Source organism: Humisphaera borealis (genome assembly GCF_015169395.1).
GTDB classification, from domain to species: Bacteria; Planctomycetota; Phycisphaerae; order Tepidisphaerales; family Tepidisphaeraceae; genus Humisphaera; species Humisphaera borealis.
In genome coordinates this window covers 1,600,670-1,625,901 of sequence record NZ_CP063458.1, presented here as the reverse complement: position 1 = coordinate 1,625,901, position 25,232 = coordinate 1,600,670, and the positions used below count along the sequence as shown (strand labels likewise).

Below are 25,232 nucleotides of genomic sequence, written 5' to 3'. Positions count from 1 at the left end.
GCATCGGGTTGCCCAAGTTGTGGTTGCCGCTCATTGCAATCGGCCCGATGGCCGATAGAAAGCCGACCGAGCGGCATCGGCAGATTACTGTTATGTCGCCCGACGCCGCCGTATCATCAGGCGTCGGCAGATCGGCGTCGTCGGCGGACACTCGTCCGGGCGATGCTCAGACGATGCCCAGGCAAGTTCAACAGGAAAGGACGCGCTCCATGACCAATTATCCCCCACCCCAGGGCCAGCCCCCGTACGGACAGCCACCCTATGGCCAGCCGCCCGCCGCCTATGGCCAGCCTGCCCCCTACGGTCAGCCGGGCATGGTGATGGCGCCGCAGGCTTCCAACGGCTGGAGCATCGCCGCACTGGTGACCGGAATCATCAGTTTCTGCGTGCCGCTTCTGGGCGGCCTGCTTGCGCTTCTCTTCGGCTTCCTCGGCATCAAGCGCTCAAAGGTGACCAACAGCGGTAAGGGCATGTCGATCGCCGGACTGATCCTCGGCGTGTTGAGTGTCGGCTTGTGGGCCCTGTTCGGAAGCGCTATCTGGGCCATGGTTCAGGGCACGGCGGTCAATCGCGACATCGCCAAGCAGTTCATCAATGACTTGGCAAGCCAGAACCTCACCAACGCCGCCACGGTGGTCGATGGAAAGGTGATCGATAGCAAAGACCTCCAGAAGCTCGCCGACGTCGTTAAGCCGATGGGCACGATCCAGGATATCACCACCTTCGGCATCCAGGCGAACACCGGCTCGGCCGGCAGTGAAGTGGTCGTTGCCGGCGCGATCACCTTCGTCGGCGGCGGGACGAAGTCTTTCGAGATGCGCCAGACCAAGCAAGGCGACAAGTGGGTCATCGTGTACGTCGAGATCAAGTAACGGCGTCCCGAAGTGCGTTTGGAAATAGAACAGGCCGAGCTAGGCAGATTGCCCGGCTCGGCCTGTTTTGCTTCGAGCGATTCTCTTTCGCGCCCTCCGCACCCTCGCACTCCAGCAGGGACCGCAGGGTGATGACGACTCACGTCGCTACTTCTGCTCGACCGTCACCTTAATGATCTTGCCCGTGAAGCTGCTGGGCAGGCCCGGCTTGTAATCCTTTGACACGTTCGTCTCGGCGTCGATTCCCACATCCGCGCCTTCGTCGGCAGAGAACGAGAAGGGCTGCGTCTTGGGGATCTTGGCTTCGGCGACCTTCCTGCCGTCAACGCTCAGGATCGACTTGCCGCCGGTGCCCGGCTTGTTCTGGTCGGGGATGAACTCGTAGCTGATCGTATGCTTGCCCGCGGGCAACGCCGACTCGCCGGCGATGTTCGTCCGTTCCAGCGCAAAGAAGTTGTATTCGTGGTGCGGCTTGCCGTCCTTCATATAGACGACCCAACCGCCGAAGTAACCGGCCTGCGCGATGATCACGCCGTTGGTCTTGTCGTCCTTCAGATCGACCTCGGCGGTGATGGTGTGATGGACGCCCTTCACGTTAATGAAAGCGTTTTCCATCATGCCGACCATTCCCGGATAGACCGTCAGGGTCTTGCGGCCGTTGAGCAGGTCGGGCCGGCCGGCGATCGCGGGATTGAAGCGTTCCGAACGCCGGTCGTCGATCGGCAGAACGTGATTGCGCTCGGCCTCTTTCAGGAAGACCGCCTGGAGTTCCTTGAGTTTCTCGGGGTACTTCGCGGCGAGATTGTTGGCCTCGCTGAAATCCTCATCGACGTTGTACAGCTCCCAGATGTCGTCCTTCACCGGGGGCAGGGGCACGATCAACCAGGGGATCGAGTGCCGCGTGCAGGCCACCCAGCCTTCATGATAGATGCCACGGTTGCCGAACATCTCAAAGTACTGCGTGGTGCGTTTGTCGGTAGCCTTGGGGGCGTCGGTTGAATAGAGCATCGACACGCCGTCCATCGGGCGCTGCTTGATGCCGTTGACCATTTTGGGCTGGGGGATCTTGGCTGCTTCCAGCGCGGTCGGGGCGATATCGACGACGTGGTGGAACTGGCTGCGAACCTCGCCGCTGGCTTTGATCCCCTTCGGCCAGTGCATCACCATGCCGTTGCGGGTTCCGCCGAAGTGGCTGGCCACCTGCTTGGTCCACTGGAACGGCGTGTTGCCCGCCCAGGCCCAGCCGATCGCGAAGTGCGGGAACGTGGTCGGGTCGCCCCAGGTGTCGATGTGGTCCATCATCTGTTCGGCTTTGCCGACAATGCCATTGAGCGCCATCATCTCGTTGTACGTGCCTTCTGGTCCGCCTTCGGCGCTGCTGCCGTTGTCGCCGACAATGTAGAAGAAGAGCGTGTTGTCGAGCTGGCCCGTCTTCTCGAGTTGTTCGACGAGCCGGCCGACCTCGGCATCGGTGTGCTCGGCGAAGCCGGCGAAGGTTTCCATCTGCCGCTCGAAGAGCTTCTTCTGCTGAGCGCTCATGCCGTCCCATGCGGGGATTTCCGCCGGGCGAAGCGTCAGCTTCGTGTCAGCCGGGACGACGCCCAACGCCTTCTGTCGGGCGAAGGTTTCCTCGCGAAGCTTGTCCCACCCGCCGGCAAACTGCCCTTTGTACCTCTCGATCCATTCCTTCGGGGCGTGATGCGGGGCATGCGTAGCGCCGGTGGCGAAGTACATGTAGAACGGCTTGTCCGGGGTGAGCGACTTCTGGGCGCTGACCCAGTTGATCGCGTTGTTGGTCATGTCGGTGGTGAAGTGGTAGCCGGGGGTCGTCGGCACCTCGACACGTGTCACGCCGTCAAAGATCGCCGGTGCCCACTGGTTCGTCTCGCCGCCGATAAAGCCATAGAACTTGTCAAAGCCCGATCCGGTGGGCCAGCGGTCGTAAGGACCGGACACCGAGACTTCCCAGGGCGGGGTCTCGTGATACTTGCCGAACGCCGCAGTGCTGTAACCGTTCTGGCGCAGGATTTCGGCGAGGGTGGTGATGGTTCGCGGCCGCACGCCGGTGTTGCCCGGGAAGCCAGTCGCCAGTTCCATGATGGCGCCGGCATTGTTGGCATGATGATTGTGGCCGGTCAGCAGCGCGACACGCGTGGGGCTGCAGAGTGCGGTGGTATGGAAGCGGTTGTACTTCAGGCCCTTGCCGGCCAGCTTTTCGAGCGTGGGCATCTTGATCGGGCCGCCGAACGCACTGCTGTGACCGAAACCGATGTCGTCAATCAGGACGATCACGACGTTGGGCGCACCGGCGGGAGGCTTGACCTCAAACCGCGGTGGTGCCTTGGCGTCGCGCGCATCGAGCGTGGTGATCGGCGCGACCGGCGGCTCGGCGATGGGCAGGCTCGTGCGATCGAGTCCACCACCGCCGGGTTTCGCCGCCTCGGAAGAGGGCGATGACGATGGCGTTTGCGTGCATGACGAGCATGCCAACAAAAGGGTTGCGGCGAAGGCGATCAGCTTGGTCGGAAGCATCGGCCTGTTCTCCTGTGTGTTTGAATCTGCTGGTTGTCGAAATGGATGCCCGTTATTCAAGACGAACCGCGCTCCGCGCGGCCTAGCGCTGCAGGACGCTGAAGGGAATTGCCAGACCAAGGTCAGCCGCGGTGCGCGTTGCCGACAGAAGGTCATTAGCATTGCAGATCGCGATTGCACTGGAAATGAAAGTGCCCGCTGTCATTGGACAGGCGACTCTAGACGGGTCATTCCGGGTAACAATGGGTACAAGCGGCGGTTCCAACGCCACTTACGAGCGATGCGGTTTCGGGGGCCTAGTTTAGACCAGCCCTCCGAATCTGGCCAACCGCGGCCTCCACTTTAGACGGCGCGCACTTCTACGAATTCCCGTCGAACCCGATTCGATAAGGACTTACGGTAAATTCGAACTCGACCGGAGAAGTGCGCGCTGCGCGCGAACTGCGCGCCCTAAACGGCCCCCAACCGACCGTGCCCGGCCAGCGAGGGCTCCCAAGTTGCCAGCCGCTCGTCCTGGGGAACGCGCACGATCCGGCCGGCCGCCAGCTCGTCGAGCACCTCGGAAAACAGGAGCAGGCCGAGGGGCATCAACGCGCGCCGCCACAGACCAGCCGGGCAATCGTCGGGCTGAATGAGCACGTGCCGCTGGGCGGCGATCGGGCCGGTGTCCGCGCCATCGTCCATCCAATAGACGGTGCCTCCGGTCACGCGCTCACGGAACCTCAGCGCCCAGGCGATCGCATCACGGCCGCGGTGGAGCGGCAACAGGCTCGGGTGGTAACCGATCGCGCCGAGCCTGGACCGCTCGCGAACCGGACCGGAGATGAACGCGTGGCAGTGCGCGGCGACGATCAGATCCGTGCCGGGCGGGATGACCTCTGGTGCCAGCTCGCTCGAACAGGGCACGCCCGCCTCAGCCGCCGCGGCGCGGAGTCGATCGGTTTGCCCGCCCACCGAGCGTTCGGGCGCAAAGGCACCGACGACCCTGAAGCTGTTGGCGAGGCAGAGGCGGAGGACCTCAGCGCCGAAGTACTGCTGGCCGGCCACGAAGATCTTCATTCACTCACCCAGGTACCTGAAACCCTGCACCGCGCGGAAGTGGCCACCGAAGCCAGCGCCTTCCTTGAAGCCGCTCTTGACCAGGGAAGCCTTCGACCGCGCGCGGTTATCGCCGTGAAGCACCGCCGACACCTGCACCCACTTGGCATCCCTGCGCAGGCCAGCAGCCAGGCCCGGGTGCGAGGTATGGAAGAGCGTCGGCATCGGCAGCCCGTAACGATTGCTCCCCTTCCTCCACAACTCACAGACCGCATTCAGGAACCGCATGCCAACGCCCGCGCCCTGCCATTCGGGCATGACGACCAGGCGGCTGGCCCGGGCTTCCTTCATGCCCGCCTTAGTGGAGACGGCCACGTGCGCCACCAGCTCCCCGTCGACCGTGCCGACGTAGTTGGTTGCGGCGATCATGCGCGGCAGCTTCAGATAGTGATGCGGCTCAAACAGGGGCCAGTAACGCCAGTCTGTCTGGCGGATTTCCAGCTCGATGCGGGGTCGCCGAAGCCCCCTCCCGGAGTAGCGGCCCGTGCCGGTGTCGAACACCCAGCACGGCTCCAGCCACTCCAGCACGTCGTAATGCGGCGTGAGGATCAGCACCTGGCCGCGGCCCCGTCGCCACGCCTTCGAAAACGCCAGCGCGCCCACCCTGGCGATCTGTCGATCGACCACGCTGGTGAACTCGTCCAGCTTGACGCGTGGCGGCCGCTCGACGACGACCCTGGCCAGGTTGGCCCTGAACTGCTCGCCGTTGCTCAGGATCGGGAACGGCCGAAGCCACGCCTGGACGGTGCCCAGGCCAACGGCGGCGAGCGCTGCGGGTACGGGGTCGAAGTCGCCCCTGGGGTCGATCGCCTCGACGATCGGCCGGCGTTCCGGCCAGGCGGGAGAGTAGAAGGGAACGTCGGGCCAGATGGTCCGCCCGATGGACGTCTTGCCGGTACCAGACGGGCCGACGACGACGCCGATCTGCCAGTCGTCGCGCTCGATCGGCAGCTCGGCCGACAGCTGGAAGTCGGCACCGCTGGCACAATTGAAAAGGGATTTGACCCGCGCAGCGCGGTAGGAGGAGAAGTCACTGCACCGGTTGTGGATCTCGATTCGCATCAGACGGTCACCACCTTGAGCTTCAGCCCTTGCTTCAGCAGGCGGTTGTACGTCCGGCGTTGATCCCGCTCGTCCTTGCAGATCGCGATCACCCCGTATTGTTGACGGTAGGTGAACCGATGCTTCTTGACCGTCTGCGGCCGCTTCGGTGCGTCGCTCATGCCCCGATGATGCCGCGCTCTTGGGCGGGCAGCCAGCAGTACCTTCGAACTAGGTTTGAAGCTCATTCAACGTCGCCGACGATCGGCACGATCGGCTCGCGGCAGAGCCACGCGCGGATGAGCTGCAGGAGAATGGCGTCGGCTTCGGCGTCAGTCATGACCACACCACCAAGGCCAACTCGTCCCAGGTCTGACCATCAAGCACGCGGCCGGCCGCCTTCTTGCCGACGCGTTCCATCAGCCACGTCTGCAGGTCATTCGGTTGACCATCGCCGTCGCCCCAGATTCTGCCAGCGGTGTCGACCTGGACAAGATTCCCGCGGCCGTTCTCCGCCGAGTCGTCTCGACCGTGATAGAGCGGCGTGACCGGCTCGAACTCTCCCCACTGCTTGAAGAAGAACGGAACCCCGCACACCAGGCATTGCTTGCACAGGTGCCGGACCCAGTTCGGGTGCATCGGCCGGGCGTTCGCACCGCTCTCGCCTCCCACGATCACCCAGTCGAGGAACGGCCCGCGTGAAACGCCGTGAAGCCCCGAGACAGCGTTGATCATGTAGGTCACCCCATCGCGGTTCCGCGCAGCAACCTTGGTCAGGTCCACCAGGCCGAGCATCGGTTCCATCGATAGCCCAAGCACCGGGCTGAGGTCGCGACACTTGAGCAGCTCGGGAATCCGCTTGTCAGCCGTCTCCTGATCCTCGACGCTGGTCAGGAGCCAGACGTTCTGGCGGCGGGTAAGAACCGGCGGCATGCTTGCGAAGGGCGTTTCATAACCACCGGGCCACATCTCCCGCACGTTCTCCGGGCGCTTCGTGACCAGCAGCCAATCGAGCCAGGGTGTGGCGTCGATGATGTCGAACGTCCGCAGCCGCGAGATCCGCACGTCCTCCACCGCCTCCGCCGGCATCGTCTCCGGCCCCTCGAAGAAATCAGCCAGGCTGGCGCAGAACACCCGCCGGCGCTCGCCCGCGGCCTTCGCCTCCTCGTTCCATTTGAACGGCAGCTTCCAGTACGCCTCGGCCCCGATCGCCCTGGTACCGTTCGGCCCCCAGATGCCGAGCACCTTCGGATTGCGGGCGCTCTGCCGGTCTGCGTAGCAGAACTTGCAGCCGTCGCTCACCTTGGTGCATCCGCGCCACGGGTTGAACGTGTAATGAGCCCACTCGATCGACGTGACACCCATCACCGCTCCTTGATCAATGCGAGCATCGGCCCTCGGCCGGGCTCCTGGACATGCTTGGGGGAGAATGCGTAACACTCCGGCCGACCGCAGGCGTATCGCTTCGTCGCCGCGTCCACCTGGCGGACCGGCCGGCCGCAATGGGGGCAGGCGATCAGCTCGACCCGCACGTTGATCCGCAGCCCGCCCTGGTCGGTCCGCCGCGCGTACGGCACGCCCGGGTAACCCTCCTTCGGCAGCAGCTCCTGGCGGTCGTACAAATCGCCGTCGATCAACAGCGTGAGGGGATAGCCCAGCGACGACAGCAGGTCGGCCGTCGAGGTGGCGGCCGGGTCGCCGGCGGCGATCGCGGCGGCGGCGCTGGCCAGCCGCCAGACGTCCGCCAGGCAGCCCGTCTCCGGCTTGGCCCGGCGGTCGCCCGACCGCACGATAAAGCCGTCGGCGTTCAGCGCGGTGAACACGCCGGAGATCTGGTGGTCGAAGACGCCGAGCTTGCGGGCGGCCTCCCAGAGGGTGAGCGGCTCGACGGCCAGCAGCGCGAGAATCTGCTCGCGGCGCTTGCCCCGATACTCCGCATGAACGGCCCCGGCGAGTTTACTGGTGGGTGTGGTCTGATCCATCCGTGGACCTCGCGTAAAGGTGATCACATGTCACAAGGCGGCCTGCGGCATGAGCCTTGAAGCACGGCTCGCAGGCCGGAGAACCTGACCATTCCCCCTTCCACTGGTTGGAGACGAGGTCACCGTTATGCCGCGGTACCCCCCATTGAGAAAGTGTGTTCGCCCCGCAGATCGAGCAAACTGCCTCAATCGGCCAGAGGTCGATAATCGTCACCTTCATTTGCACTCCAGCGTCTCCACGCCCAGCGTTTGCAACGCGCTGGCGACGGCGGCTTCATAGCCGCTGCCCACCCGCTTGTAGAGGTTCTGCCGCTGGGGTCGCGACAGCTTCGAATAGCACTCGAAGCACACCGTCTGCTTCGGCTTCTTGCGGCCCCGGCAGCCCGGGCAGAATGAGCCGCGCAGGCTCAGCACCGCATCGGCGGCGCTCACGATCGGCAATGCGACAACGGACATGGCGACTCCTTAGAAAGGGACCTCTTCGTCCTCCTGGACCTGGACTGAAAGACCGGTGCCGGCGTCCGTGCCGGCTTCCTCCCGAGTGGCCCCAGGGGGCGCATCCTTGCGAGAAGTTCGATAGGGCGAAGCGTCGAACAGGGGCGGCTGGACGCGGTCCCGTTCGTTCGCCGCCTTGTAGGCTTCGATCAGCTCCCACGCCTCGCGCGGGGTCAGCTCGCCGACGTACTCCGTGCGGTTGCGGCTCATCCGGCGGCACATCGCCCCCAGCGCGTACCGGCTGCCGGCGGCGAGCTGCTCGATCTTCCGAGCCATCCGCTCCCCGCACGCGCAGTTGCGGCGGCGCACCTTGCCGCTCCAGTAACCGGCCCCGCGAATGTCGATGAAGCCCATGTCCTCCATCACCGCCATGACGTCCTCGACGCCGGCGTTGTCCAGGCTCTTGCTCGAATCAACGTCCCCGACGTTGCGCAGGAGCAGGCGCCAGCGGACCGAGTCATTCCCGACGATCAGGCCCACCTGGCGGGCGGCGATGTGGAGGATCTTGAGTTGTGGGTTGGTCGGCATGATCAGCCCTCGCCTTCGTTGTGACTTCGATCCTGCGGACGACTCAAATCGAGTGGCGCATGGACTAGCGATTCGGTCGGGATCACGCCGCGCATTGCGCCTAAGGAAGAGAGAAAGAGGCTCGCCGCACAGATGCGAAGCGCAGCCGCCATCACGTCGCTGTTGTCGCCAACGTCTCTCATGGCGACCAACTCGTCGATCAGCACTTCGAGCTCATCGATCGCTTCGAACTCGGACGCCCCGTGCCTCAGAAGCTCATCCATTCCGTAGAAATGATGAAGCTGGCGGACACGGGTGCCCGCGTTCAGGACGGCAGCGTTTGCTGCCTCAATGCGTTGCCTGAGGGTCATGCCGTCCTTGCCGCCCGCATGGGCAACTCGTTGAGGGTGTGCGACAGCAGCGCCTCGGCCCGGCTCTGCAACAGGCTCCGACGCATCGCCGCCTGGAGAAGCGGCACGTCGATCGACTTGGCCCCGGAGATCTCCCCCATCATCGTGGCGTACTCGACGATCTGGACGCACAACCGGATGCCGCCGCTGTCCGGCAGGTTGGCCAGCTTGCACAGGAACCGCGCGGTGGTCGGCACCAGGCGGAGCTTGTTCTTGGCGAACATCTCAACTACCTGCTCGATCGTCACCAGCGGCTCGCCGTTGTCGCCGCCGCCGTGACGCACGCCAGCCATCAAGTCGATGCAAGGCATGATCCGGCTGCGGATCTGCGCCAACGACTCGTCCGCCGCCTTTGAACGCTGGCGGTCGAGGTAGGTCACCAGGTCGGCCGTGCCGCTCCAGAGCTGGGCCGTCTGCGTAGCGTCGTACAGGTCCGCCAGGATGTAGAGCGGCTTGTCCCCCTTGGCCTCGCGCAGGTTGTGGACCTGGTCGACCAGCAGCAGGTGCGAGCGGCCGTTGAGCTTCTCCACGATCCGCTCGAAGCGGGCGCGGTTGCTTCCCCGGTCCTCAATGTGCATTCCCACGCTGATCTTCTTGAGCAGACCGGTCGGGTTGGCGTCCACCTTGTCGATGGTCACCAGGCTCGACCGCCTGGGGCCGAGCTCCTGGTGGATCGCACGGAGCGCCGTTGTCTTGCCCAGGCCGGCGGTATCCGGCCCGAACACGAGGCCGATCTTTCGGTAGTCCAGGCAGTAGTTCGCCGCCGCCTTGATCTCCATCGCCACGTTCGTCCAGACGAACTGCGTGGTGGTCGGCCGGCTTCGGCGTTCCTCCTCCTCAACGAGCCACTGCTCCAGTTGGATCGCGACCAGGCCCTTGTTCCCGGCGTATCCTCCTTTGAGGAACTCGGAAATCACCCCGGGCGAATAGCCCAGGGCTTTGGCGACGGCCTTGCGGTCAATCTTGTGAGCGCGGACGAACAGCTCCACGTCCTGCGCGACTTGGCTAATCTGCTCGGGTGTAACCGAGGCAGCCTCCGTGCCTTCAGCGATCATCCTTGACGCTCCTCTGATACGTTCCCGGCCGATCAGCGCGTCGCGGGCTTTGGCGTCATTCATGACTCCTCCTCCCGTTGACGCAGCGCGAGGTAGTCGCGCAGCGATGGTCCGGCGGTCTGGTCGCCGGCGTCGCCGCCGGTCGTTTTGCTTTCGTAAGAGAACCGCGACGGCAGGGGCACCGACTCCGCTCCGACCGCCTGCCGCGCAGGCGTTTCGAACGCCTCTCGAATCTGCGGCAACTGGTCGTCGAACGCGGTTCGATGGGGGGCAATGCTCGGCGGCGGGTCCTCGGATTTCGGCTGGGCGGCCAAAGCCTTCTCCGCCGCAAGCTCGCCGAGCATCTGCAGCGGGTCCAGGGCCATCTTCGGCCGGTTGTCCACGTAGTCCTTCTTGAGCTTCCGCACCTGCTTCTGCAGCTTCGTCGCCTCGCGCAGCGTCTCCTTGTCGGCGTTGAACGGCAGCCGGAGATTCGGCGGGGCCTTGCACACCAGCCGGCCGTCCAGGTCCAGCACGTAGACGCCCTCGCTCAGGTTGTCGCCGACGGCGATCAGCACTTGCTTGCCGTACAGCGCCTGTACGTTCGAATCGAAGGCACCGAAGAACATGCCCTTCCAGGTCACACCCTGGCGGCCGACCTTCAGCGGCCCGTACCGCGGCAGGCAGGCGAACGAGAGCAGATCCCGCTCCATCGTCCGCTTGCGGTCCAGGTTGGCGGCGAACGCCTCACGCGGCGTCTGGCCGTCCATCGCGTGGCCGGTGTGCACGCAATCGTGGTAGCCCGCCGCCAGCCACTCCGCGAAACTCTCGCGCAGCTCCTCCAGCGTCGGGGCCTTGCCGGCCTTCATCGCGTCGGCCAGCCCCTCGGGCTTGGTCGCCGTCGTCCCGCCGGTGTAGGTCGACCACCACTTGCTGAACCCCTTGGCCACAGTCCCGAACGCCCGCTCGATCGGCTTGCTCTTGGGCGCGTACGGCTTGGCGTGCGCCACGTTCACACCGCACAGCACGAAGGCACCGATCACCCGGTCGGGCGCGGCCCCCTCGCGGCGCTCCTTCTTGGTCACGCCCTGGAGCGTGCGGCTGTCGAAGTCCTTGCCGTTGTCGATCAGCACCTGGTCGGGGAGGCCGCACTCGCCGGCCGCTGCCTCGAAGCTCGCCAGGATCACGTCGGCGTTGGGGGCGGCGGCGGAGATCTGCCACCCGACGATCATCCGGCTGCGCAGATCCTCGAACCCGCTGAGCGTCGGCCGGGCGTGCTTCATCCCGCCCTTGCCGTCCGGCACGGCGCACTGGATGTCGAGCGTGTGATGGTCCGCGCACCAGATCGAGTTGCTCCGCAGGCCGTAGTAGTCGCGGACGATCGGCGGTTCGCACTTGTCGTAATGGGCCTTCTCCCCCTCGCGCATCAGGATCACGACCTGGCGGGGAATGGCGGCGATCATCCGCTGGCACGCCTTGTAGTTGTGCACCGGCCAGCCACGCTTGCGCGCGTCGATCGACGCGAACTTCACGCAGTCCGCCAGGCTCGGCCGGTTCTGCGTCAGGTACAGCTCCTTCACCCGGGCGAAGAACGGATCGTCCGCCTTGGCCGCGGCCTCCGCCGCCTGTTGCGTTCCCCGCGCGTCGGCCAGCGCCGCCAGACCGCCGGCCTGGTACCGCCGCTGCCAGTTGTAGAGGGTCGATCGATTGATCTTGATCGACTCACCGCGAAACGCGGGCACCTCGCCCAGCAGCAGTTGCTGGACGAATCGCCCGGTCGCCGCGTTGCGATCGAAGCCGAGCTGGTAGGCGGCCGTGCAGGCGGCACTCCAGGCGTCGAGGATCTGCTTGCGGTACGCCGAGTTCTGCCGCTGGCGTTCGGACAGGTGGCGCAGGTCGGTGCCGATGTCCGCCGCCATCTTCACCCGTGCGAAGGCAGGGTCGGCTTCCTCGCTCACGTACCAGCCCGCCCGCGCCTTGCCGCGTTTCTCCTGGCGGGCCAGCCCCTGGGCAAACCAGACCGTGGCACACATGCGGTTGACGTGGCCGACGTTCCGGCCCGACCGCTCGGCCGCCTCGGCCGACGAGATGAAAGCGATGCCTGACGCCCGTGGCGAACCACCCTCAACCGCAACACCGGAAACCGGCATAGGGAAACCCGGCCCCTCGGTGGGGGAGGAAGCGATCGTGAGATGGCCCGCCGCGGATGTCATGCCACTTTCTCCTTGTGAGCCTGCCGACGCTCCTTGTCGACCTGCGCCCGTTCGATCGTCCGTTCGTGCACGCCGGCCCGGACGGCCTGGCGTATCTCCCGCTCGCGCAGGTAACGCAGCCTCACGCGGGCCGGCAGCTCGCCGCCCTGGTCGATCCAGATGTCCAGCTCGTCGACCGAGGCGTTGCGAAGGAAGATGTCGACGCCGTCGGTCACAACGAACGGGGCAGGGGTCGAACCTGCCGAACGTGCCTCGATTCCGCGGGCACATCCTTCCAAACCGTTCAAGACGTGCCGCCAGGCGGGACTCCGGCGGCACGCTGTTCAAAGAGGTCGCCTCCATGCGACTTGCGATTCCATCACGAACCGCACCTCCTTTCTGGCCACGGGGCCTGGCTAAAGTCCGAAGTCACTGTCGAAGTTCGGGGGGCGCTGATCGAACTCGTGGTCGATCGTCCGCTCCTGGAAGGTCTGGGTTTCCGCCCCGAGCCCCTGGGCCTCGCCGGCCAGGGCGACGTCCAGCGCGGCGGCCTCAGCGACGCGTGGCGACGGGGCCACCTGGACGGTCCGCCCGCCCGGGGCGCAGGCGGTGGCGTTGGGCGGGATACGCCGCTCGGCCGTCAGCTTCCGCACCAGCGCCCGCTCGACGCTCAGCGCCAGCGTCGTTTCGGCAAGCTTGAGCTGCGTCAGTTCCTGCTGTGCCACCAGCTGCGCCAGCGTGACGGAGTTGACGCCGTCGGCGCTCACGGCGATCGGCACCGGGCTCTGGTCGCGAACCACCCGCCGGTCGCCGCGCACCCGCTCCAACCCGCCCTTGAGCGTGTCGATCAGGGCCGGGTCGTTCACCACGCTGATCGGCGACGCCTGGCGGGCGAACCCGTCAGAGATTGCGAACCACGCGGTGTACGCACTAAGGCAGGCCGGGCAGTAGATCGAAATCCGCCGCTCGCCCAGGTCCTTCTCGCCTTCGTCCAGGTTGTGGCGGAGCACGCAGTCGGTGGGGATCGCGGTCTCACAGCGCGGGCACACGCAGTACTGCCGCAACTGAAACATGCCGCGGTCGGCGACGCGCGTCGGCGGCGTCGCGAAAACCGGCGGCTCTTCCATCAGGACACTCATGGGACTCCCTTCATCTAATGGGCCGGGCTCACCCGGCCGCGTTGTTCGTTCGTTCAGACAGTGACGTCGCTTCCGAGCTGCTCCATCGTCTGGGCACACCAGGCGTCGATCTTTGCCAGCTCGCTCGCGTCGCTCATCGCCTCGGCCGTCGCCTCGGCGATCGTCGGGGCCAGATACGCCAGCCCCGGGACGGTCGTCGCTAGGGCGGTCTGCGCCGCCAGGCGGTGGCGTGTGCCGTCGAGCTGGCCGCGGAGCGTGGCGCAGCCGATCCACAGATCGCGGACGCGGCGGATCAGTCGTTGCCGTTTGCGGTCGGTCATCGCTTCCTTCCTCTCACGGCGGCGTTGCCGCGCTTTCGTTCGTTGATCAGGGCCTGGAGGATCTGGTGATCCTCGACCCGCCGGCCGAGCCGCCGCCGCACCTCGACGCACACCGCCTTGGCGTCGTCCGGGTACGTCAACAGCACGTCCACGCTGCGACCGGGAAACCGGACCTTGAGCGTGTTGCACGCGGTCAGGCCGATCATCCGGCGATCGCTCAATTCGGACTTTCGATCTGCGACTTCATTCATTGGATGGACTTCCTTTCCAGCTCATCAAGAGATTGGGCCGCGTGCCCCACCTTCCCCAGGCGGTGCCCCGCGAGCCCCAGCCATTTCGGACTTAGATCGATCCCCACGTAGTTCCGCTCCTGGCTCAGTGCCGCTTCGCCCGTGGTGCCGCTCCCGTTGAACGGATCGACGACCAGGTCGTCCGGATCGCTGCAACCGGCGACGATTGCCTTGATCGGGTCGCACCGCAGTTGCGTGGGGAACTCGGGGATGCGTTCGGGGTCGGGCTCGACCAGGCGGTTCACGTGCCAGACGTCGTCCCAGAGCTTGCCGCCGGGATTGGCCCGCCCGTCGTTGTAGAGCACCTGGCGGGCGCTCTGGCGGTTGAACGCGTCGTGGTTGAAGACGACCTGCTTGGGATCGCGGACGAAGTAGAAGAGGTGCCGCTTGGTGCGGTTGAACTTGTCCGAGCAGTTCTGCCCGAACGACTCCACCCAGATGATCCAGTTCCGCAGGTGCAGGCCCAGGCCCGTCGCCGCCATCGACAACTGCGCCGCCCACTCATCATTAATGAGCAGCCACAGCGAACCGTCCGGCGTGAGCACATCGCGACCTTCGGCGAGCCAGTCCGTGCACCACTCGAGGTACGCCTTGGGCTCCAGCTTGTCCGCCGCCGCGCCCCGCCCGTAGTCGACGCCGATGTTGTAGGGCGGATCGGCGAAGATCAGCCGGGCGCTCTTGCGGGGCAGTTCGCTCAGGCGTGCGACCGCATCGCCCGGCGGCATCAGGAAGTACTTCCCGGCGATCGTCAGCACCGGCTTCTTCGCCTTCAGGGCGGTCATCTTCTCACGCCGGCGAACGACCCGGAACGCCCGGGGCAATGTGGTTCGCCCCTGCAACGTCTCCTCGAAGAGCTTGCCGTCCAGCTTCTTGAGCTTCCGGGCGTAATCGACGTACCGTGGCGACACGCCGAACATGCCGGCGGCGACGACCGCCGAGCTGCCGATCGTCGGCCCCGAGTCCGCAATTTTGCGGGTGCCCTTTTTCAGGTTCTCCGCCGACCGCTTCTTCCCGTCGACGACCCGCGCTTCCATCACGCCCACCGCCGCGCACGCCTTCTGGCTGTCGGTCATGTGGCGGTGGCACGCCTTGCTGTAGACGTACTCGACGGGCGAGCCCCAGCTCGACTTGAACTCCACCGTCCGCCGCTCGATCCCCAGCTCGCAGCAGATCAGGTCACGGTGGCGTCCGTCGAGCACCTTGCCGTCCAGCGTGACGATCGGGTCGACGATCCGCCCGACCGTGCGGACGTTATCCTTAAGGGCGGCGAACTCCCCATCACTCATGCGGGGGAGGATGGTGGCGAGCGGGTGGACGGGCAGCGGCTTCATTGCCTTGGCGGTCATGGCTTCCTTGCTCATGGGCGCCTCCGATGGGTTCGGGGCGCGGACGGGTGGGCTTGCGCGAGCGATCGCTCGGCGGCGGCAATGTCGGCGGCGGCGATCGCCGCGAGCATCTCGCACTTGGTGTCGATGGACAGGTCGGGGGACTGAAGGGCGTACGCCAGCTCGCGTCTGGAATTGCCGTCCGCAAGGACTTGCCGTCCGCGGGAATTGCCGTCCGCCAGGACCTCGGCGGACGGCGTGGGCTTACGGGAGGTCAGAGGAAATCCAGCCACGCCGCCCGCGCGGTTCGGTCCTGGCAGACGGCAATCCAGTACCCATAGGTTGTGGTTCCGCCCGCGACGCGTTCCCCCGTCCCGCTGGCCGCGGAACTGGAACCCGCACGATTCCCAGAAGGCGTTGGCTTCCAGGTCGTCGGCACACCAGAGGCTGACGCGCTCGACGCCCAGCAGGCCGACGCGGTAGAGCAGCTCGCCCACCAGGGCCACGCCGCGCGACCGCCGGCGGGCGTCATACTGAATGCACGTCTGGATGATCTTGGCCGAGGCGGGGGCGGGGGTGTTGTCGGCGGCGATACGCCAGACCATGAAGCCGCACGGGTCGCCGTTGAGGCGGGCGAGCAGGACACCCTTGCGGGCGGGGGAGGCGGTGATGTACTCCGCATAGGCGGCGCGGGGGAGGAACCCGATGGTGTCGGTTTCGCGCTTGGCCAGGGCGACGATGTACGGCAGGTCGCCGAGCGTCGCGGGGAGGATGGTGAGGGAGCGGCGGGACATGGGAGCGGGCGAAGTCAAATAGGAGCCGGCGGTTCGTGCGTGGGCTTGGCGGAGGAAAGCGCCACCCGCCGGCTCCGTGGATCGTGGAGGACGTTGGGTTACCGGGAGCCGAGGCGGCGACCGATCAGGTGACCGATCCAGTAGCTGGCGACGGCGAAGGCGATGAGTTCGAACACCATGGCGTTCTCCTTCTTCTATAAGGCCCCGCGCTTGGGGCGGTCGGTTGCCCGACCGCCCCGGACTAGCGCGGGAGCCGCTTGGTTACCGTTGAGGCTTCGGGCGTGACCGCTTCAGTGCTCGGATGAGCTGGCGGCGAATCCACGCGCTCGGAACGCGGTCGTCCCGTTGGGCAGCAACCTCGACTTGCTGGCGTAGCTCGGGGTCGAGCCGGATCGTGATTCGTCCATCCTTGGTCATTTTCGCTCCAAATCCTTATCTGTCGGACAGTATCGGACACAATCCGCCTAGTCAAGTAATTAATTTGTTTGACTCTGGGGGAGAATGTCCGACATTGGCGGACAAGTGGAGAAAAGCAGTACAAATCCGGCGGCTTTTGGCGTTTGGCTTCGTGGGGAGATCGCGCGACTCGGCGTTTCGATCAAGGCATTTGCCGAGAAGGCGGAGGTGTCACGCTCTCGTTTGAACGACTGGCTGAATGAAGAGAAGCCGTCGATGCGCGACTACCAGGTGTCGAAACTCGCGGCCGCGTTGGGGAAGACGTTCGACGAAGTGTCGGCACGAGTGCTCACCGAATCGAACGTGGCTCCAGCCGGGCGGGCGATGCGGTCCGTCCCGTTGGTCAACTCGATCGCAGCCGGGCCGTTTCGTGACGACCGCGCTTGGGACAAGCCCACTGGCGCCTGGTTCATGGCACCGGTCGGAAGCGCCGAAGCATTTGCCCTGCGCGTGTCTGGCGACTCGATGGAGCCGCGGTATTATGACGGCGACATCATCGTCTGCGAGGTCGTTCCCGACCCGGCGCACGCGAGGATTGTCGACGGCCACGCGTACGCCGTTCAGTTGTCCGACGATCAGTTCTATGAGCAGTGTTTCAAGGCTCTTTTCAACACGAGCGATCCGCGTGTGATCGTCGCTCGGCCGCTGAATCCGGAGACGCGGCCGCGTGAAACACGCATCGATCGGCGTCGGATTTCGAAGCTGGCGAAGGCAACGTGGGTGAACCAAAGGGACGGGACCGACTAACTTGGGGCTGAAAAATGAGTGATCTCGATTCACTGGCGGCGGCGGCGGGGAATGGCGTTTGGCTTTCGAACGCGCCCAATCTGTACATCTCGATCAACGGGCAAGAGTGGGGCCCGTATTCGCAGTTTCAGCTCTACGAAATGGCCAACTCCGGGCAGATCGATCCGCTCGCGACGTGGGCTCGTTACGCGGCGACAGCCCACTGGGTTGCCCTCTCGCAGGTCATTCCGCAAGCCACCGTCACCACCAGCGCAACGTACCAGTCGCGACGGCGGTACAGGCCGGGAATGGTGACGAATCGACTCTCCGCCGGCATCTGCGGAATCCTGTTTGGAGGGCTCGGAATCCATAAGTTTCTCGCTGGATTCCCAGGCGCGGGTGTGACGATGCTGCTTGTTTCGGTGGGCGGCGTGGCGTGCATGTTCTGCACCTTTGGCGTTTCACTATTTGCAACATGGGCGATGGGCCTGATCGGTTTGATCGAGGGCATCCTTTACCTGGCCAAGTCGGACGAACAGTTCTACTACGACTACGTGCTCGAAAAACGATCTTGGTTCTAGGCCCTTGACAACGGGCCGTCCGTCGCGCAACCTTCCCACCTGCGAGCCGCTTGGTACCGTCTCGCGATCCCGCCCGACGCCTTGTCGGCGGACATTCCGCGAACGAAACGAATAAGTGCCCGAGATTTTGAGGCCCCGCGCCGGACTAGCGCGGTCCTCCGAGATCCTCGGGCGTTGTCGTTTTGGTCGCCGGCATGGACGCCACGCTCCCCCGCACCCTCCGCTTCGCCTCCCCGGTTTGCAATTTTGCGGACTCGGGAAAGCTCGTCCAATCCGCCGCCCATCACGCCTTCCGATCCGTCACCGGAGGCACCGTGGCCAGCCCAGACAAAATCACCATCGGCGTCGAAATCGTCCGGCCGTCCGCGTGGCGGCTCATGCTCGCCAGCCGCAAGTTCTGGGGCGCGGTCGGCACCATCGTCGCCGCCGTCCTCACCCGCCTGATCGGCGGCGAAGCGGCCAACCAGATCGCCGCCGCCATCGCGATGATCGGCGGCGTCTACATCGCCTCGGTTGCAGTCGAAGACGGCATGCGGGCGGGTTCGCCCACGCAGGTGATCGAAGTCCCGGAGACGGACTCGATGCCCTCGCCCGCCGGCGAATACCGCACGGCCATCGGGCGCGCTGGCCGAGGCGAGGCCGGCGACGGCATGCAGGACGACGACGTTGCCATCGGCGGACCGACCCTCTGGCCCGAAGCAACGCTATCGCCCGCTGAGGCGTCCAGCGCCGCCGCCGATGCGGCCGCCGACGCCTACTCGCCCAACGAAGCATTCGAGCGTGGCGCTCGGGTTGCCCGGTACGGCGGCGGAATAACCCACAAGATCCCGCAGCTCGTCTTGCTGCTGATCCTTCCCGCCCTCGCCCTGGTCGGCGGCTGCTCGTCGATCGCCGCCCTCGACCAGCCGACGCCCACGTGGCTCCAGGCCGACCGCGCCACGTACGACGCCATCACCCCCGACTACCGCGACTACATCGCCGCCGACACTACCCTGGACGAACTCCGCCGGGAGCGCCGCCTTCGAACGGTCGAGACGTGGCGCATCCGCCTGGAGGACGCCGAGCGACGGGCCGTACGAACGGCAACACCAGACACAGCGAGCGGCGGGAGTGCCGTCCGCTAGGACTCATGGGAAGGGCCGGACTGGACACCCGGCCCAGGTCCGCCGTCCGCGACTGCGGCGGGCCAAGGCCGGCGGCGACAGGAGCCAGCAAGCCGCCGGCCTTTTGAAACACTGCGACGCAGGCACTGAGGCACGAAGGGAATCGACCATGGCAAACGAGAACGGCAAACCCGCCCCCGACACGATCGAACGCCTGGCCAAGCGGCTGGTCGACGACACCGCCGCCGCCCTGGGCGGGGCCTGGACCGGCCTCTCCGCCGCCGATCGCGAGACGATCCGCCTCTGTGCCGTCGATGCCGCCGGCCTCCAGGTCTCCGGCCTGCTCGCCCGCTCCGAACTGGAGAAAGACATCTGGGACACCGAGCAGCGGCAGATCAACGCCCAGCTCCTGAACATCGCCGCGGTCGGCCAGGGCCACGTCGCCGACGCGTTCTGGACCGCGTTCGAAATCGCCGGCAAGGGACTGGGCATCCTGATCGACAAGGCCCTGTAGGGCTTTAGTCGTTGCGACGAGGTCTGACGGGAGGATGACGAATGGCGTTGACTGTGCTGGCAACTTCCGAGGCGTACGCGATCCCGCTGTTCGTTCTCGTCGCCGCGATCGGGTTGTTGCAGGTCATCTTCGGCGGGTTGTTCAACAGCCGGCTGCGGAAGCTCGAATCGATGGAGGACAGGATCACGCAGCAGGCGGAGCGGCTGGTCGAGCAGAAGATCGAGGCGCTGGAATCGCACGATGAGCGGGTCAACGAACGCCTGACATTTGGCGAAGGCGAGTTCCAACGTCTTCGCGATGACGACCACAAGCTGCAGCTGGAAGTGCTGAGCCGGCTGGACCGCTTGAACGAACGGCTCGATCAGAGGTTCGCGACCAATGCCGACCTCAGGCGGGTTGAGGAACGCGTTTCGAGACTTGAAGGCAAGACCCAGCGGCAGACGGATTGAGGCAACGCGATGCGATCGAACCACGGACGCGAACTCTGCTACCTGGCCGCCGCCGTGCTGGTCGTACCGACGGTGATCGTCCTTGCGGCGATGGCGGCCCGAGCCTGGTGGAAAGAGTGGAAGCTGTAGATGCGACACGACGACGAACAATCTCAGCGCGATGCTTGGCTTTGCCGCCGGCTCATCGACTCCTTGGCGCTGGCCCGCGACAAGTCGCCTACCGGCGATCGGTCCGGTCCGTCGCTGAAGCGCGAGGCCCAGTCCGGCGAACCTCACGACGGCGGATTCGATTCCGATGATCACTGCCTGCGCCTCTGTCGCGATCTGCGTGATTGGGGCCTGGTGGTGGAACAAGTCGGCACCATTCGACGGATCGAGCGGTTTGGGCTGGAACATGTGACGTACCGCCTGAGTGACAAGGGCCTGCAGTTGGTACGTGAACAGATTCCCCCCATGCCCGGCGTGTGGGACGAACGGCTCTGAACGACATGGCGCAGCACTCGTCCATCCTCAAGCTCCTGACCGCCGAAGACCTGGCGGAGCTGGAGGCGTTCGCGTCGGCCCCAGCGCGGACGATCGACGCTTGCCTGGAGTGGATCACTGCCAAGGGCTACGTCGGCGTGAGCTGGTCAGCTGTGCAACGCTGGAAGCAGAAGTTCGATCAGCTCCGCCGGAACGATGCCGCGTCCGAACTCGCGATGAGCGTCCTCGACGCCGCGACGCGCGGCAAGACGGCGATCGACCTGGCCGACGCGAGCCTGCTGACGATCGGTCGAGTGATCTTCGAAGCGGCTTCGAGCGTCGAGGTCGACGACGTCGACGCGATCCGGAAGCTCGCGACGGCCAACCGCAACCTGGTCGCGACTAAGGCCGGCGTCGAGATGGTCCGTGAAGAGATGCGCAAGCTGGCCGAAGAGTCTCAGCGGCGCGCCGTTGCCGCGGCGGAGAAGACGGCCAACGCCGGCGGGTCCGGTGCCCAGGTGGTGGCGGCGATCAAGAGTGCGATGGGTTTCTGAGTGCGATGAGTTTCTGAATCATGGTGTCGAGCGATCTGACCAACCTCCTCTGCCCGTTCCAAAAGCGGTGGCTCAACGATGAGTCGCCGCTCGCGATCGGCGAGAAGTCCCGCCGCATCGGCTGGACCTGGACGCACGCGCTCAAGGCCGTGCTCGATCGGATCGCCGGCAAGGGCAACTACTACCACTCCTCCGCCGACCAGACCGCGTCGGTCGAGTTCATCGACTACTGCAGCCAGTGGGCCGACATGGCCAACCAGGTCGCCGCCGTGAAAGAGGAGAAGGAAGTCATCGACGACAGCGAGATCAGCTCGCTCGTGATGCGGTTCGCCAACGGCACCAAGATCGTCGCCGGTTCGAGCAACCCCAAGTTCTTCCGCAGCAAGGGCGGCGCGGTCGGCCTGGACGAGTTCGCGTTCCATCGCGACGGCCGGGAGCTCTACAAGGCGGCCCACGCAACCGCCCTCTTCTGGGGCCACCAGCTCCGCATCTGGTCGACGCACAACGGCCCGTCGAGCTACTTCAACGTCATGTGCCGGGCGGCCGAGGCCGGCGAGCTGAAGGCGTCGCGGCACAAGGTGACGATCGAGGACGCGGTCAACGACGGCATCGTCGAACGCATCCGCATGCGGCGGGAGAAGCTCGACCACGTTCCGCCGGCCGACCTGGACGCACGCCAGGCTTGGCTGGACGAACTCCGCTCCACCTGCCCCGACCAGGACACCTGGAATGAGGAGTACCTCTGCGTGCCCAGCGCCGAGGCCAGCTCGCTACTGAGCTACGCCCTGATCGGCGGCTGCGAAGTGGCCAACCTGCAGGTGGCCAGCTCGACCGCCGACCTGACGACCACCGGCCGGCTGTACGCCGGGTTCGACGTCGGCCGCAAGAAGGATCTGTCCGTGCTGTGGGTCAACGAACGCGTGGGCGACGTCCACTGGACCCGCCGGATCGCCGAGTTCGCCAACGTGAACTTCACCGCCCAGGAAGACGCCTGCGTCCAGCTCATGAACAACCGAGCCGTCCGCCGGCTCTGCATCGACTCAACCGGGCTGGGCATGATGCTCGCCGAACGCCTGTCGATGCGTTTCGGTCACCGCGTGGAGGCCGTGAACTTCTCCGCCCCGGTCAAGGCCGAGCTGGCGATACCGCTGCTCCGACTCTTCCAGGATCGGCAACTCCGCATCCCGGCCCGGGCGGAGATCCGCGAGGACCTGCACAAGATTCGCAAGACGGTGACGGCCGCCGGCAACGTGCGGTTCGACGCCGATCGCGACGAGGCCGGCCACGCCGACCGCTTCTGGGCGCTCGCCCTGGCGTGCCACGCGGCCGACTCGGCCAAGGAACGTTTACCCGCCCCGGTGGCGAGAAAGCCGATCGGCTGGTGAGACCAGCTTTCTGAACCATGCAGCTCAACACCGCCATCCCCGCCGTCTGGGTCTACACGACCGGCTCCGCGTTCAACGCGGCGCGGGCGGGTGGCTATGGCGCGTTCCTGTCGGACGAGCAGCAGGCCCGGCTCGAACGCATCCGCCAGGCCCGGCTGCTGTTCGACGGCAAGCACCGCGAGTACTTCCTGGACGAGCAGCGGACGCAGTACGACTTCGCCCCCGTCCGCGTCGGCGATCGCAATGTGCAGTTGTATCTCAGCTACAACGTGCTCGGTCTGATCTCCCTCAAGGGGGCAGACCTGCTGTTCGGCGAGGAGCCGCTGCTGCGGTCGGACGACGAATACCAGCAGGCGGCGATCGCCGCGCTGGCCGAGCGGTGCAACCTCCACTCCCTGCTCTACGGCTGCGCGGTGGACGCCAGCTACGAAGGGGAATGTTTCCTCGAGGCGTGCATCAAGGGCGGCCAAGTCTACCTCCGCCAGATCCCGGCCGACGAGATCTTCCCGGACGGCCCGATCTCCGCCGCCGGCCAGTACGACCGGTACGTTCGCCTGAGCGTCGAGAACGTCGGCCTCAAGGACAAGCCGATCTGGCTCCTCCTGGAGCAGGTCTACACGCCCGGCAAGATCGAGCGGAAGTTGTGGCAGCTCGACGACGGCGGAAAGAAAATGGGCCAGCCGCTCGCCCTCGACCAGTGGCCCGGCTTCAAGGACGCCCGCAACGCGGGGGGTGAACTGCCCGCCGAGGTGGAAGTCACGATCCCCGGCGTCAACGTCGTCACCTGGATTCCCAACCTGATCATCCGCGGCAAGGCCGTGAGCGATTACGACGGCGCGATCGACCTGCAGGACGCCCTCAACGCCAAGAACAGCCAGGTGTCCCGCGTGCTGCTGAAGCACAGCGATCCGAAAATGGTTTTCCCGGCCGAGGCGTTCGATGAGAAGGGGAACATCCGCGCGGACGCCGACGCCTTCTCATTCACTGATCCCAACCAGATCCCCAAGTACATCACCTGGACGGCGGAGCTGGAGGTCGCGCTCAAGGATCGCGCGTTCGTGCTCAACCAGCTGCTGGTGCGGACCGAAACGTCGCCGGTGCTGCTGGGCCTGAAGGAAGGCGCCGCGCCCGACGCGTACAAGAAGGTGCGCCTCGAATCGTTCAACTCCCTCACCAAGGCCGCCCGCAAGGCGGCGTACTGGAAGGCCGGCATCCGCCGAGCCGTCGGCGTGGCGCAGGACCTGGAGCAGACCCTGCCCGGCGTGCGGTACGACCGCGGCCCCGTCGCCGTCGAGCTGCGCGATGGAATTCCCGCCGACGAGAAAGACATGGCCGAGCGCCAGGCGATCCTCCGCGGGGCCGGCCTGCTGTCGGTCCGGCGATCGCTCATCGAGCAGCTCAAAGACCCCGCGGCCGTCGAGCAGGAACTCGCCGAGTTGGACGAAGAGGCGAAGGCGAACACGCCCTCGTCCCTCCTCATGGACCCGGCCCTGGCGGGCGGCAACTCACCTGGCGGTGAGCAACTCCCTGGCGGTGGCCAGGATCAGACCGACGCCGTCGCCGGCAACGACCTGCGTTCGACGGTTGGTGCGCTCAACGGCATCCGCGATCTGCAGGTGGCGTACTACGGCGGCGAGCTGCCCCGCGAAGCGTGCATCCTCAACGCGATGACCATGCTCGGCATGAGCCGCCAGGAAGCCGAAGCCCTGTTCCCCGAGGTGGCTCCGGATGCGCCCGACGCACCCGACGCACCTGGCGGTGGGCAACCAGGCGTTGGTCAACCTGGCGGCGGGGTCTTGCCGTTCGGCGGTGCCGCGAAGCTGATCGCCCTTGTCCTCCTGCTGGTCTCGATCATGGCAGACGCATCACGCGCCGGCGTTTCCGGCCCGGCCCTGGACCAACTGGTGTCTATCTACGCCGGCACGCAGAACAAGCTCAAGGCGATCATCCTCGACCCCAAGGGCCGCACGCAGGGGAGCAAGGATTACCGCCGGCTGCGAGCCAGCCAGCAGCTGAGCCAAGTCGAGACGATCCTCGCCGGCCACGGCCGGCTGACTCAAAGCTGGGCGGGCACGAACGCGCCGGCAGCGTACACCAACGGGCTCAACGCGGCGGCGGTCGAAGTTGCCGAGCTGCGAGTGAATCCGGCGGGCTCGCCGGTGTCGGCCTCGTTCAGCCGGATCGATCGCGACGCGGTGGAGATCCTCGCCCGCGACATCGCGACCGACCTGGACAAAGCCAACGGCGCGCTCAAGGAGCAGGCTGACTTCATCGTCACCCAGACCAGCCAGCGGGCGATCGACGAGTCGAAGCTCAACCGCATCCTGGCCGGCGGGATCATCGAAGGCGAACCCGAAGCCGCCATCCGCGAACTGCGTGACGCACTCAAGGCCGCCATCGGCGATCAGATCTCCATCCCGACCCGCAACGGCGGCACGATGCAGTTCGACACCGCCCACTACGCCCGGCTCGTCGCCGTTACCAAGACGCGCGAGGTGATGGAGAAGGCCCGGCACAACCGCTTCCAGCAAAGCGGCATCGACCTGGTGCGGGTCGTCGGAACCTTCTCCGGCAACTTCTGCACGGCGTACCTGGGCATGGTGTTCAGCCTGAGCGGTGGCGACTCGACCTATCCGTCGATCGACCGCCTGCCCCGCGGCGGTCCGCCGTTCCACCCGTTCTGCGGCAAGAGCACGCGGGCGTTCATCCCCGAGCTGGCCAGTGCCAAAGACCTGGCCGAAGCGGCCGGGCTGGCCGACGCCAGCAAGCTGCTCGGCGTCAGCGGTGCCGAGGCCCAGCGTCGGTTCAAGGATCTGCAGCTCGGCCAGCAAGTGCTGGGCGGCTACGCCAAAGGCTTCACACCGCCGAAGAAACTGACGCCCCTGCGTGACACCGTGGGCGTGAGCCGGGCCCGCCGCCAGGCGATGAGTTCACCGATCAAAGTTCCAACTCGGAGGCCCCGTTAATGCGC

The 25,232-nt window shown here is 65.9% G+C and carries 27 protein-coding genes; 10 read left to right on the top strand and 17 right to left on the bottom strand.

Going from position 1 to position 25,232, the window contains the following annotated elements; all coding sequences use genetic code 11:
• The first annotated feature begins 209 nt into the window (after positions 1 to 209).
• Complete coding sequence (locus IPV69_RS06075) at positions 210 to 872, top strand: DUF4190 domain-containing protein (RefSeq protein WP_206294028.1); 663 nt, start codon at positions 210 to 212, stop codon at positions 870 to 872.
• Positions 873 to 1,019: 147 nt separating this feature from the next.
• On the opposite strand, the gene IPV69_RS06070 is transcribed toward IPV69_RS06075, so the two are convergent.
• The 17 genes from IPV69_RS06070 to IPV69_RS05990 form a co-directional block, all read right to left on the bottom strand.
• Entirely contained in the window at positions 1,020 to 3,404 is a 2,385-nt protein-coding gene (locus IPV69_RS06070; protein WP_206294027.1) for an arylsulfatase, read from the bottom strand.
• A 450-nt stretch (positions 3,405 to 3,854) separates the two neighbouring features.
• Positions 3,855 to 4,463: a formyltransferase family protein gene (locus IPV69_RS06065; protein ID WP_206294026.1), complete on the bottom strand. Its 609-nt coding sequence runs from the start codon at positions 4,461 to 4,463 to the stop codon at positions 3,855 to 3,857.
• Entirely contained in the window at positions 4,464 to 5,564 is a 1,101-nt protein-coding gene (locus IPV69_RS06060; protein ID WP_206294025.1) for a hypothetical protein, read from the bottom strand.
• A complete protein-coding gene (locus IPV69_RS06055; protein WP_206294024.1) occupies positions 5,564 to 5,725 on the bottom strand; it encodes a hypothetical protein in 162 nt (53 codons plus the stop codon). The genes IPV69_RS06060 and IPV69_RS06055 overlap by 1 nt, the downstream gene beginning before the upstream one ends.
• Before the next feature lie 154 nt (positions 5,726 to 5,879).
• Positions 5,880 to 6,908: a phage Gp37/Gp68 family protein gene (locus tag IPV69_RS06050; protein ID WP_261362011.1), complete on the bottom strand. Its 1,029-nt coding sequence runs from the start codon at positions 6,906 to 6,908 to the stop codon at positions 5,880 to 5,882.
• Positions 6,908 to 7,525, bottom strand: a complete 618-nt coding sequence (locus tag IPV69_RS06045) for a hypothetical protein (protein ID WP_206294022.1) — start codon at positions 7,523 to 7,525, stop codon at positions 6,908 to 6,910. The genes IPV69_RS06050 and IPV69_RS06045 overlap by 1 nt, the downstream gene beginning before the upstream one ends.
• A gap of 216 nt (positions 7,526 to 7,741) precedes the next feature.
• The gene (locus IPV69_RS06040; RefSeq protein WP_206294021.1) at positions 7,742 to 7,981 is read right to left on the bottom strand and encodes a hypothetical protein; all 240 of its coding nucleotides are present in this window, start codon (positions 7,979 to 7,981) and stop codon (positions 7,742 to 7,744) included.
• 9 nt (positions 7,982 to 7,990) lie between these two features.
• Positions 7,991 to 8,548, bottom strand: a complete 558-nt coding sequence (locus IPV69_RS06035; RefSeq protein ID WP_206294020.1) for a phage protein GemA/Gp16 family protein — start codon at positions 8,546 to 8,548, stop codon at positions 7,991 to 7,993.
• A 2-nt stretch (positions 8,549 to 8,550) separates the two neighbouring features.
• A complete protein-coding gene (locus IPV69_RS06030; protein ID WP_206294019.1) occupies positions 8,551 to 8,898 on the bottom strand; it encodes a hypothetical protein in 348 nt (115 codons plus the stop codon).
• A complete protein-coding gene (locus IPV69_RS06025) occupies positions 8,895 to 10,055 on the bottom strand; it encodes an AAA family ATPase (RefSeq protein ID WP_206294018.1) in 1,161 nt (386 codons plus the stop codon). The genes IPV69_RS06030 and IPV69_RS06025 overlap by 4 nt, the downstream gene beginning before the upstream one ends.
• The gene (locus tag IPV69_RS06020) at positions 10,052 to 12,184 is read right to left on the bottom strand and encodes a DNA-binding domain-containing protein (RefSeq protein ID WP_206294017.1); all 2,133 of its coding nucleotides are present in this window, start codon (positions 12,182 to 12,184) and stop codon (positions 10,052 to 10,054) included. The genes IPV69_RS06025 and IPV69_RS06020 overlap by 4 nt, the downstream gene beginning before the upstream one ends.
• Positions 12,181 to 12,399, bottom strand: a complete 219-nt coding sequence (locus tag IPV69_RS06015) for a hypothetical protein (protein WP_206294016.1) — start codon at positions 12,397 to 12,399, stop codon at positions 12,181 to 12,183. The genes IPV69_RS06020 and IPV69_RS06015 overlap by 4 nt, the downstream gene beginning before the upstream one ends.
• Before the next feature lie 180 nt (positions 12,400 to 12,579).
• Positions 12,580 to 13,302: a hypothetical protein gene (locus IPV69_RS06010; protein ID WP_206294015.1), complete on the bottom strand. Its 723-nt coding sequence runs from the start codon at positions 13,300 to 13,302 to the stop codon at positions 12,580 to 12,582.
• 53 nt (positions 13,303 to 13,355) lie between these two features.
• Positions 13,356 to 13,622, bottom strand: a complete 267-nt coding sequence (locus IPV69_RS06005; RefSeq protein ID WP_206294014.1) for a hypothetical protein — start codon at positions 13,620 to 13,622, stop codon at positions 13,356 to 13,358.
• Entirely contained in the window at positions 13,619 to 13,873 is a 255-nt protein-coding gene (locus IPV69_RS06000; protein ID WP_206294013.1) for a hypothetical protein, read from the bottom strand. The genes IPV69_RS06005 and IPV69_RS06000 overlap by 4 nt, the downstream gene beginning before the upstream one ends.
• The gene (locus IPV69_RS05995) at positions 13,870 to 15,273 is read right to left on the bottom strand and encodes a DNA modification methylase (protein ID WP_206294012.1); all 1,404 of its coding nucleotides are present in this window, start codon (positions 15,271 to 15,273) and stop codon (positions 13,870 to 13,872) included. The genes IPV69_RS06000 and IPV69_RS05995 overlap by 4 nt, the downstream gene beginning before the upstream one ends.
• Positions 15,270 to 16,031, bottom strand: coding sequence for a GNAT family N-acetyltransferase (locus tag IPV69_RS05990; protein WP_206294011.1), 762 nt, complete (start codon positions 16,029 to 16,031; stop codon positions 15,270 to 15,272). Before IPV69_RS05990 ends, IPV69_RS05995 begins: the two co-directional genes overlap by 4 nt.
• Positions 16,032 to 16,532: 501 nt before the next feature.
• Here IPV69_RS05990 and IPV69_RS05985 point away from each other — a divergent pair.
• The 9 genes from IPV69_RS05985 (at position 16,533) to IPV69_RS05945 (ending at position 25,227) form a co-directional block, all read left to right on the top strand.
• On the top strand, positions 16,533 to 17,234 hold the full coding sequence (locus IPV69_RS05985; protein WP_261361994.1) for a LexA family transcriptional regulator: 702 nt from the start codon (positions 16,533 to 16,535) through the stop codon (positions 17,232 to 17,234).
• Between the two features lie 14 nt (positions 17,235 to 17,248).
• Positions 17,249 to 17,794: a GYF domain-containing protein gene (locus IPV69_RS05980; RefSeq protein ID WP_206294009.1), complete on the top strand. Its 546-nt coding sequence runs from the start codon at positions 17,249 to 17,251 to the stop codon at positions 17,792 to 17,794.
• A gap of 314 nt (positions 17,795 to 18,108) precedes the next feature.
• Positions 18,109 to 18,918 carry a hypothetical protein gene (locus tag IPV69_RS05975; RefSeq protein ID WP_206294008.1) on the top strand — a complete coding sequence of 270 codons (810 nt, stop codon included), beginning with the start codon at positions 18,109 to 18,111 and terminating at the stop codon, positions 18,916 to 18,918.
• 148 nt (positions 18,919 to 19,066) lie between these two features.
• The gene (locus IPV69_RS05970) at positions 19,067 to 19,411 is read left to right on the top strand and encodes a hypothetical protein (RefSeq protein ID WP_206294007.1); all 345 of its coding nucleotides are present in this window, start codon (positions 19,067 to 19,069) and stop codon (positions 19,409 to 19,411) included.
• 41 nt (positions 19,412 to 19,452) lie between these two features.
• Entirely contained in the window at positions 19,453 to 19,860 is a 408-nt protein-coding gene (locus IPV69_RS05965; protein ID WP_206294006.1) for a hypothetical protein, read from the top strand.
• Between the two features lie 129 nt (positions 19,861 to 19,989).
• Positions 19,990 to 20,343 carry a hypothetical protein gene (locus IPV69_RS05960; protein WP_206294005.1) on the top strand — a complete coding sequence of 118 codons (354 nt, stop codon included), beginning with the start codon at positions 19,990 to 19,992 and terminating at the stop codon, positions 20,341 to 20,343.
• Between the two features lie 5 nt (positions 20,344 to 20,348).
• Positions 20,349 to 20,876 carry a phage protein Gp27 family protein gene (locus IPV69_RS05955; protein WP_206294004.1) on the top strand — a complete coding sequence of 176 codons (528 nt, stop codon included), beginning with the start codon at positions 20,349 to 20,351 and terminating at the stop codon, positions 20,874 to 20,876.
• 20 nt (positions 20,877 to 20,896) lie between these two features.
• A complete protein-coding gene (locus IPV69_RS05950; protein WP_206294003.1) occupies positions 20,897 to 22,261 on the top strand; it encodes a phage terminase large subunit family protein in 1,365 nt (454 codons plus the stop codon).
• 17 nt (positions 22,262 to 22,278) lie between these two features.
• The gene (locus IPV69_RS05945; protein WP_206294002.1) at positions 22,279 to 25,227 is read left to right on the top strand and encodes a phage portal protein; all 2,949 of its coding nucleotides are present in this window, start codon (positions 22,279 to 22,281) and stop codon (positions 25,225 to 25,227) included.
• The last annotated feature ends 5 nt before the right edge of the window (positions 25,228 to 25,232 follow it).

Bases quoted from the DNA above. Each gene is read 5' to 3' on its own strand.
- IPV69_RS06045 (WP_206294022.1), bottom strand. From the start codon at position 7,525: ATGGATCAGACCACACCCACCAGTAAACTCGCCGGGGCCGTTCATGCG.
- IPV69_RS05990 (WP_206294011.1), bottom strand. From the start codon at position 16,031: ATGTCCCGCCGCTCCCTCACCATCCTCCCCGCGACGCTCGGCGACCTG.
- IPV69_RS06065 (WP_206294026.1), bottom strand. From the start codon at position 4,463: ATGAAGATCTTCGTGGCCGGCCAGCAGTACTTCGGCGCTGAGGTCCTC.
- IPV69_RS05960 (WP_206294005.1), top strand. From the start codon at position 19,990: ATGCGACACGACGACGAACAATCTCAGCGCGATGCTTGGCTTTGCCGC.
- IPV69_RS06010 (WP_206294015.1), bottom strand. From the start codon at position 13,302: ATGAGTGTCCTGATGGAAGAGCCGCCGGTTTTCGCGACGCCGCCGACG.
- IPV69_RS06035 (WP_206294020.1), bottom strand. From the start codon at position 8,548: ATGCCGACCAACCCACAACTCAAGATCCTCCACATCGCCGCCCGCCAG.
- IPV69_RS06005 (WP_206294014.1), bottom strand. From the start codon at position 13,622: ATGACCGACCGCAAACGGCAACGACTGATCCGCCGCGTCCGCGATCTG.
- IPV69_RS06025 (WP_206294018.1), bottom strand. From the start codon at position 10,055: ATGAATGACGCCAAAGCCCGCGACGCGCTGATCGGCCGGGAACGTATC.
- IPV69_RS05955 (WP_206294004.1), top strand. From the start codon at position 20,349: ATGGCGCAGCACTCGTCCATCCTCAAGCTCCTGACCGCCGAAGACCTG.
- IPV69_RS05950 (WP_206294003.1), top strand. From the start codon at position 20,897: ATGGTGTCGAGCGATCTGACCAACCTCCTCTGCCCGTTCCAAAAGCGG.
- IPV69_RS05980 (WP_206294009.1), top strand. From the start codon at position 17,249: ATGAGTGATCTCGATTCACTGGCGGCGGCGGCGGGGAATGGCGTTTGG.
- IPV69_RS06020 (WP_206294017.1), bottom strand. From the start codon at position 12,184: ATGACATCCGCGGCGGGCCATCTCACGATCGCTTCCTCCCCCACCGAG.
- IPV69_RS06000 (WP_206294013.1), bottom strand. From the start codon at position 13,873: ATGAATGAAGTCGCAGATCGAAAGTCCGAATTGAGCGATCGCCGGATG.
- IPV69_RS05985 (WP_261361994.1), top strand. From the start codon at position 16,533: ATGTCCGACATTGGCGGACAAGTGGAGAAAAGCAGTACAAATCCGGCG.
- IPV69_RS05995 (WP_206294012.1), bottom strand. From the start codon at position 15,273: ATGAGCAAGGAAGCCATGACCGCCAAGGCAATGAAGCCGCTGCCCGTC.
- IPV69_RS06055 (WP_206294024.1), bottom strand. From the start codon at position 5,725: ATGAGCGACGCACCGAAGCGGCCGCAGACGGTCAAGAAGCATCGGTTC.
- IPV69_RS05970 (WP_206294007.1), top strand. From the start codon at position 19,067: ATGGCAAACGAGAACGGCAAACCCGCCCCCGACACGATCGAACGCCTG.
- IPV69_RS06070 (WP_206294027.1), bottom strand. From the start codon at position 3,404: ATGCTTCCGACCAAGCTGATCGCCTTCGCCGCAACCCTTTTGTTGGCA.
- IPV69_RS06075 (WP_206294028.1), top strand. From the start codon at position 210: ATGACCAATTATCCCCCACCCCAGGGCCAGCCCCCGTACGGACAGCCA.
- IPV69_RS06050 (WP_261362011.1), bottom strand. From the start codon at position 6,908: ATGGGTGTCACGTCGATCGAGTGGGCTCATTACACGTTCAACCCGTGG.
- IPV69_RS06030 (WP_206294019.1), bottom strand. From the start codon at position 8,898: ATGACCCTCAGGCAACGCATTGAGGCAGCAAACGCTGCCGTCCTGAAC.
- IPV69_RS05965 (WP_206294006.1), top strand. From the start codon at position 19,453: ATGGCGTTGACTGTGCTGGCAACTTCCGAGGCGTACGCGATCCCGCTG.
- IPV69_RS06060 (WP_206294025.1), bottom strand. From the start codon at position 5,564: ATGCGAATCGAGATCCACAACCGGTGCAGTGACTTCTCCTCCTACCGC.
- IPV69_RS06040 (WP_206294021.1), bottom strand. From the start codon at position 7,981: ATGTCCGTTGTCGCATTGCCGATCGTGAGCGCCGCCGATGCGGTGCTG.
- IPV69_RS05945 (WP_206294002.1), top strand. From the start codon at position 22,279: ATGCAGCTCAACACCGCCATCCCCGCCGTCTGGGTCTACACGACCGGC.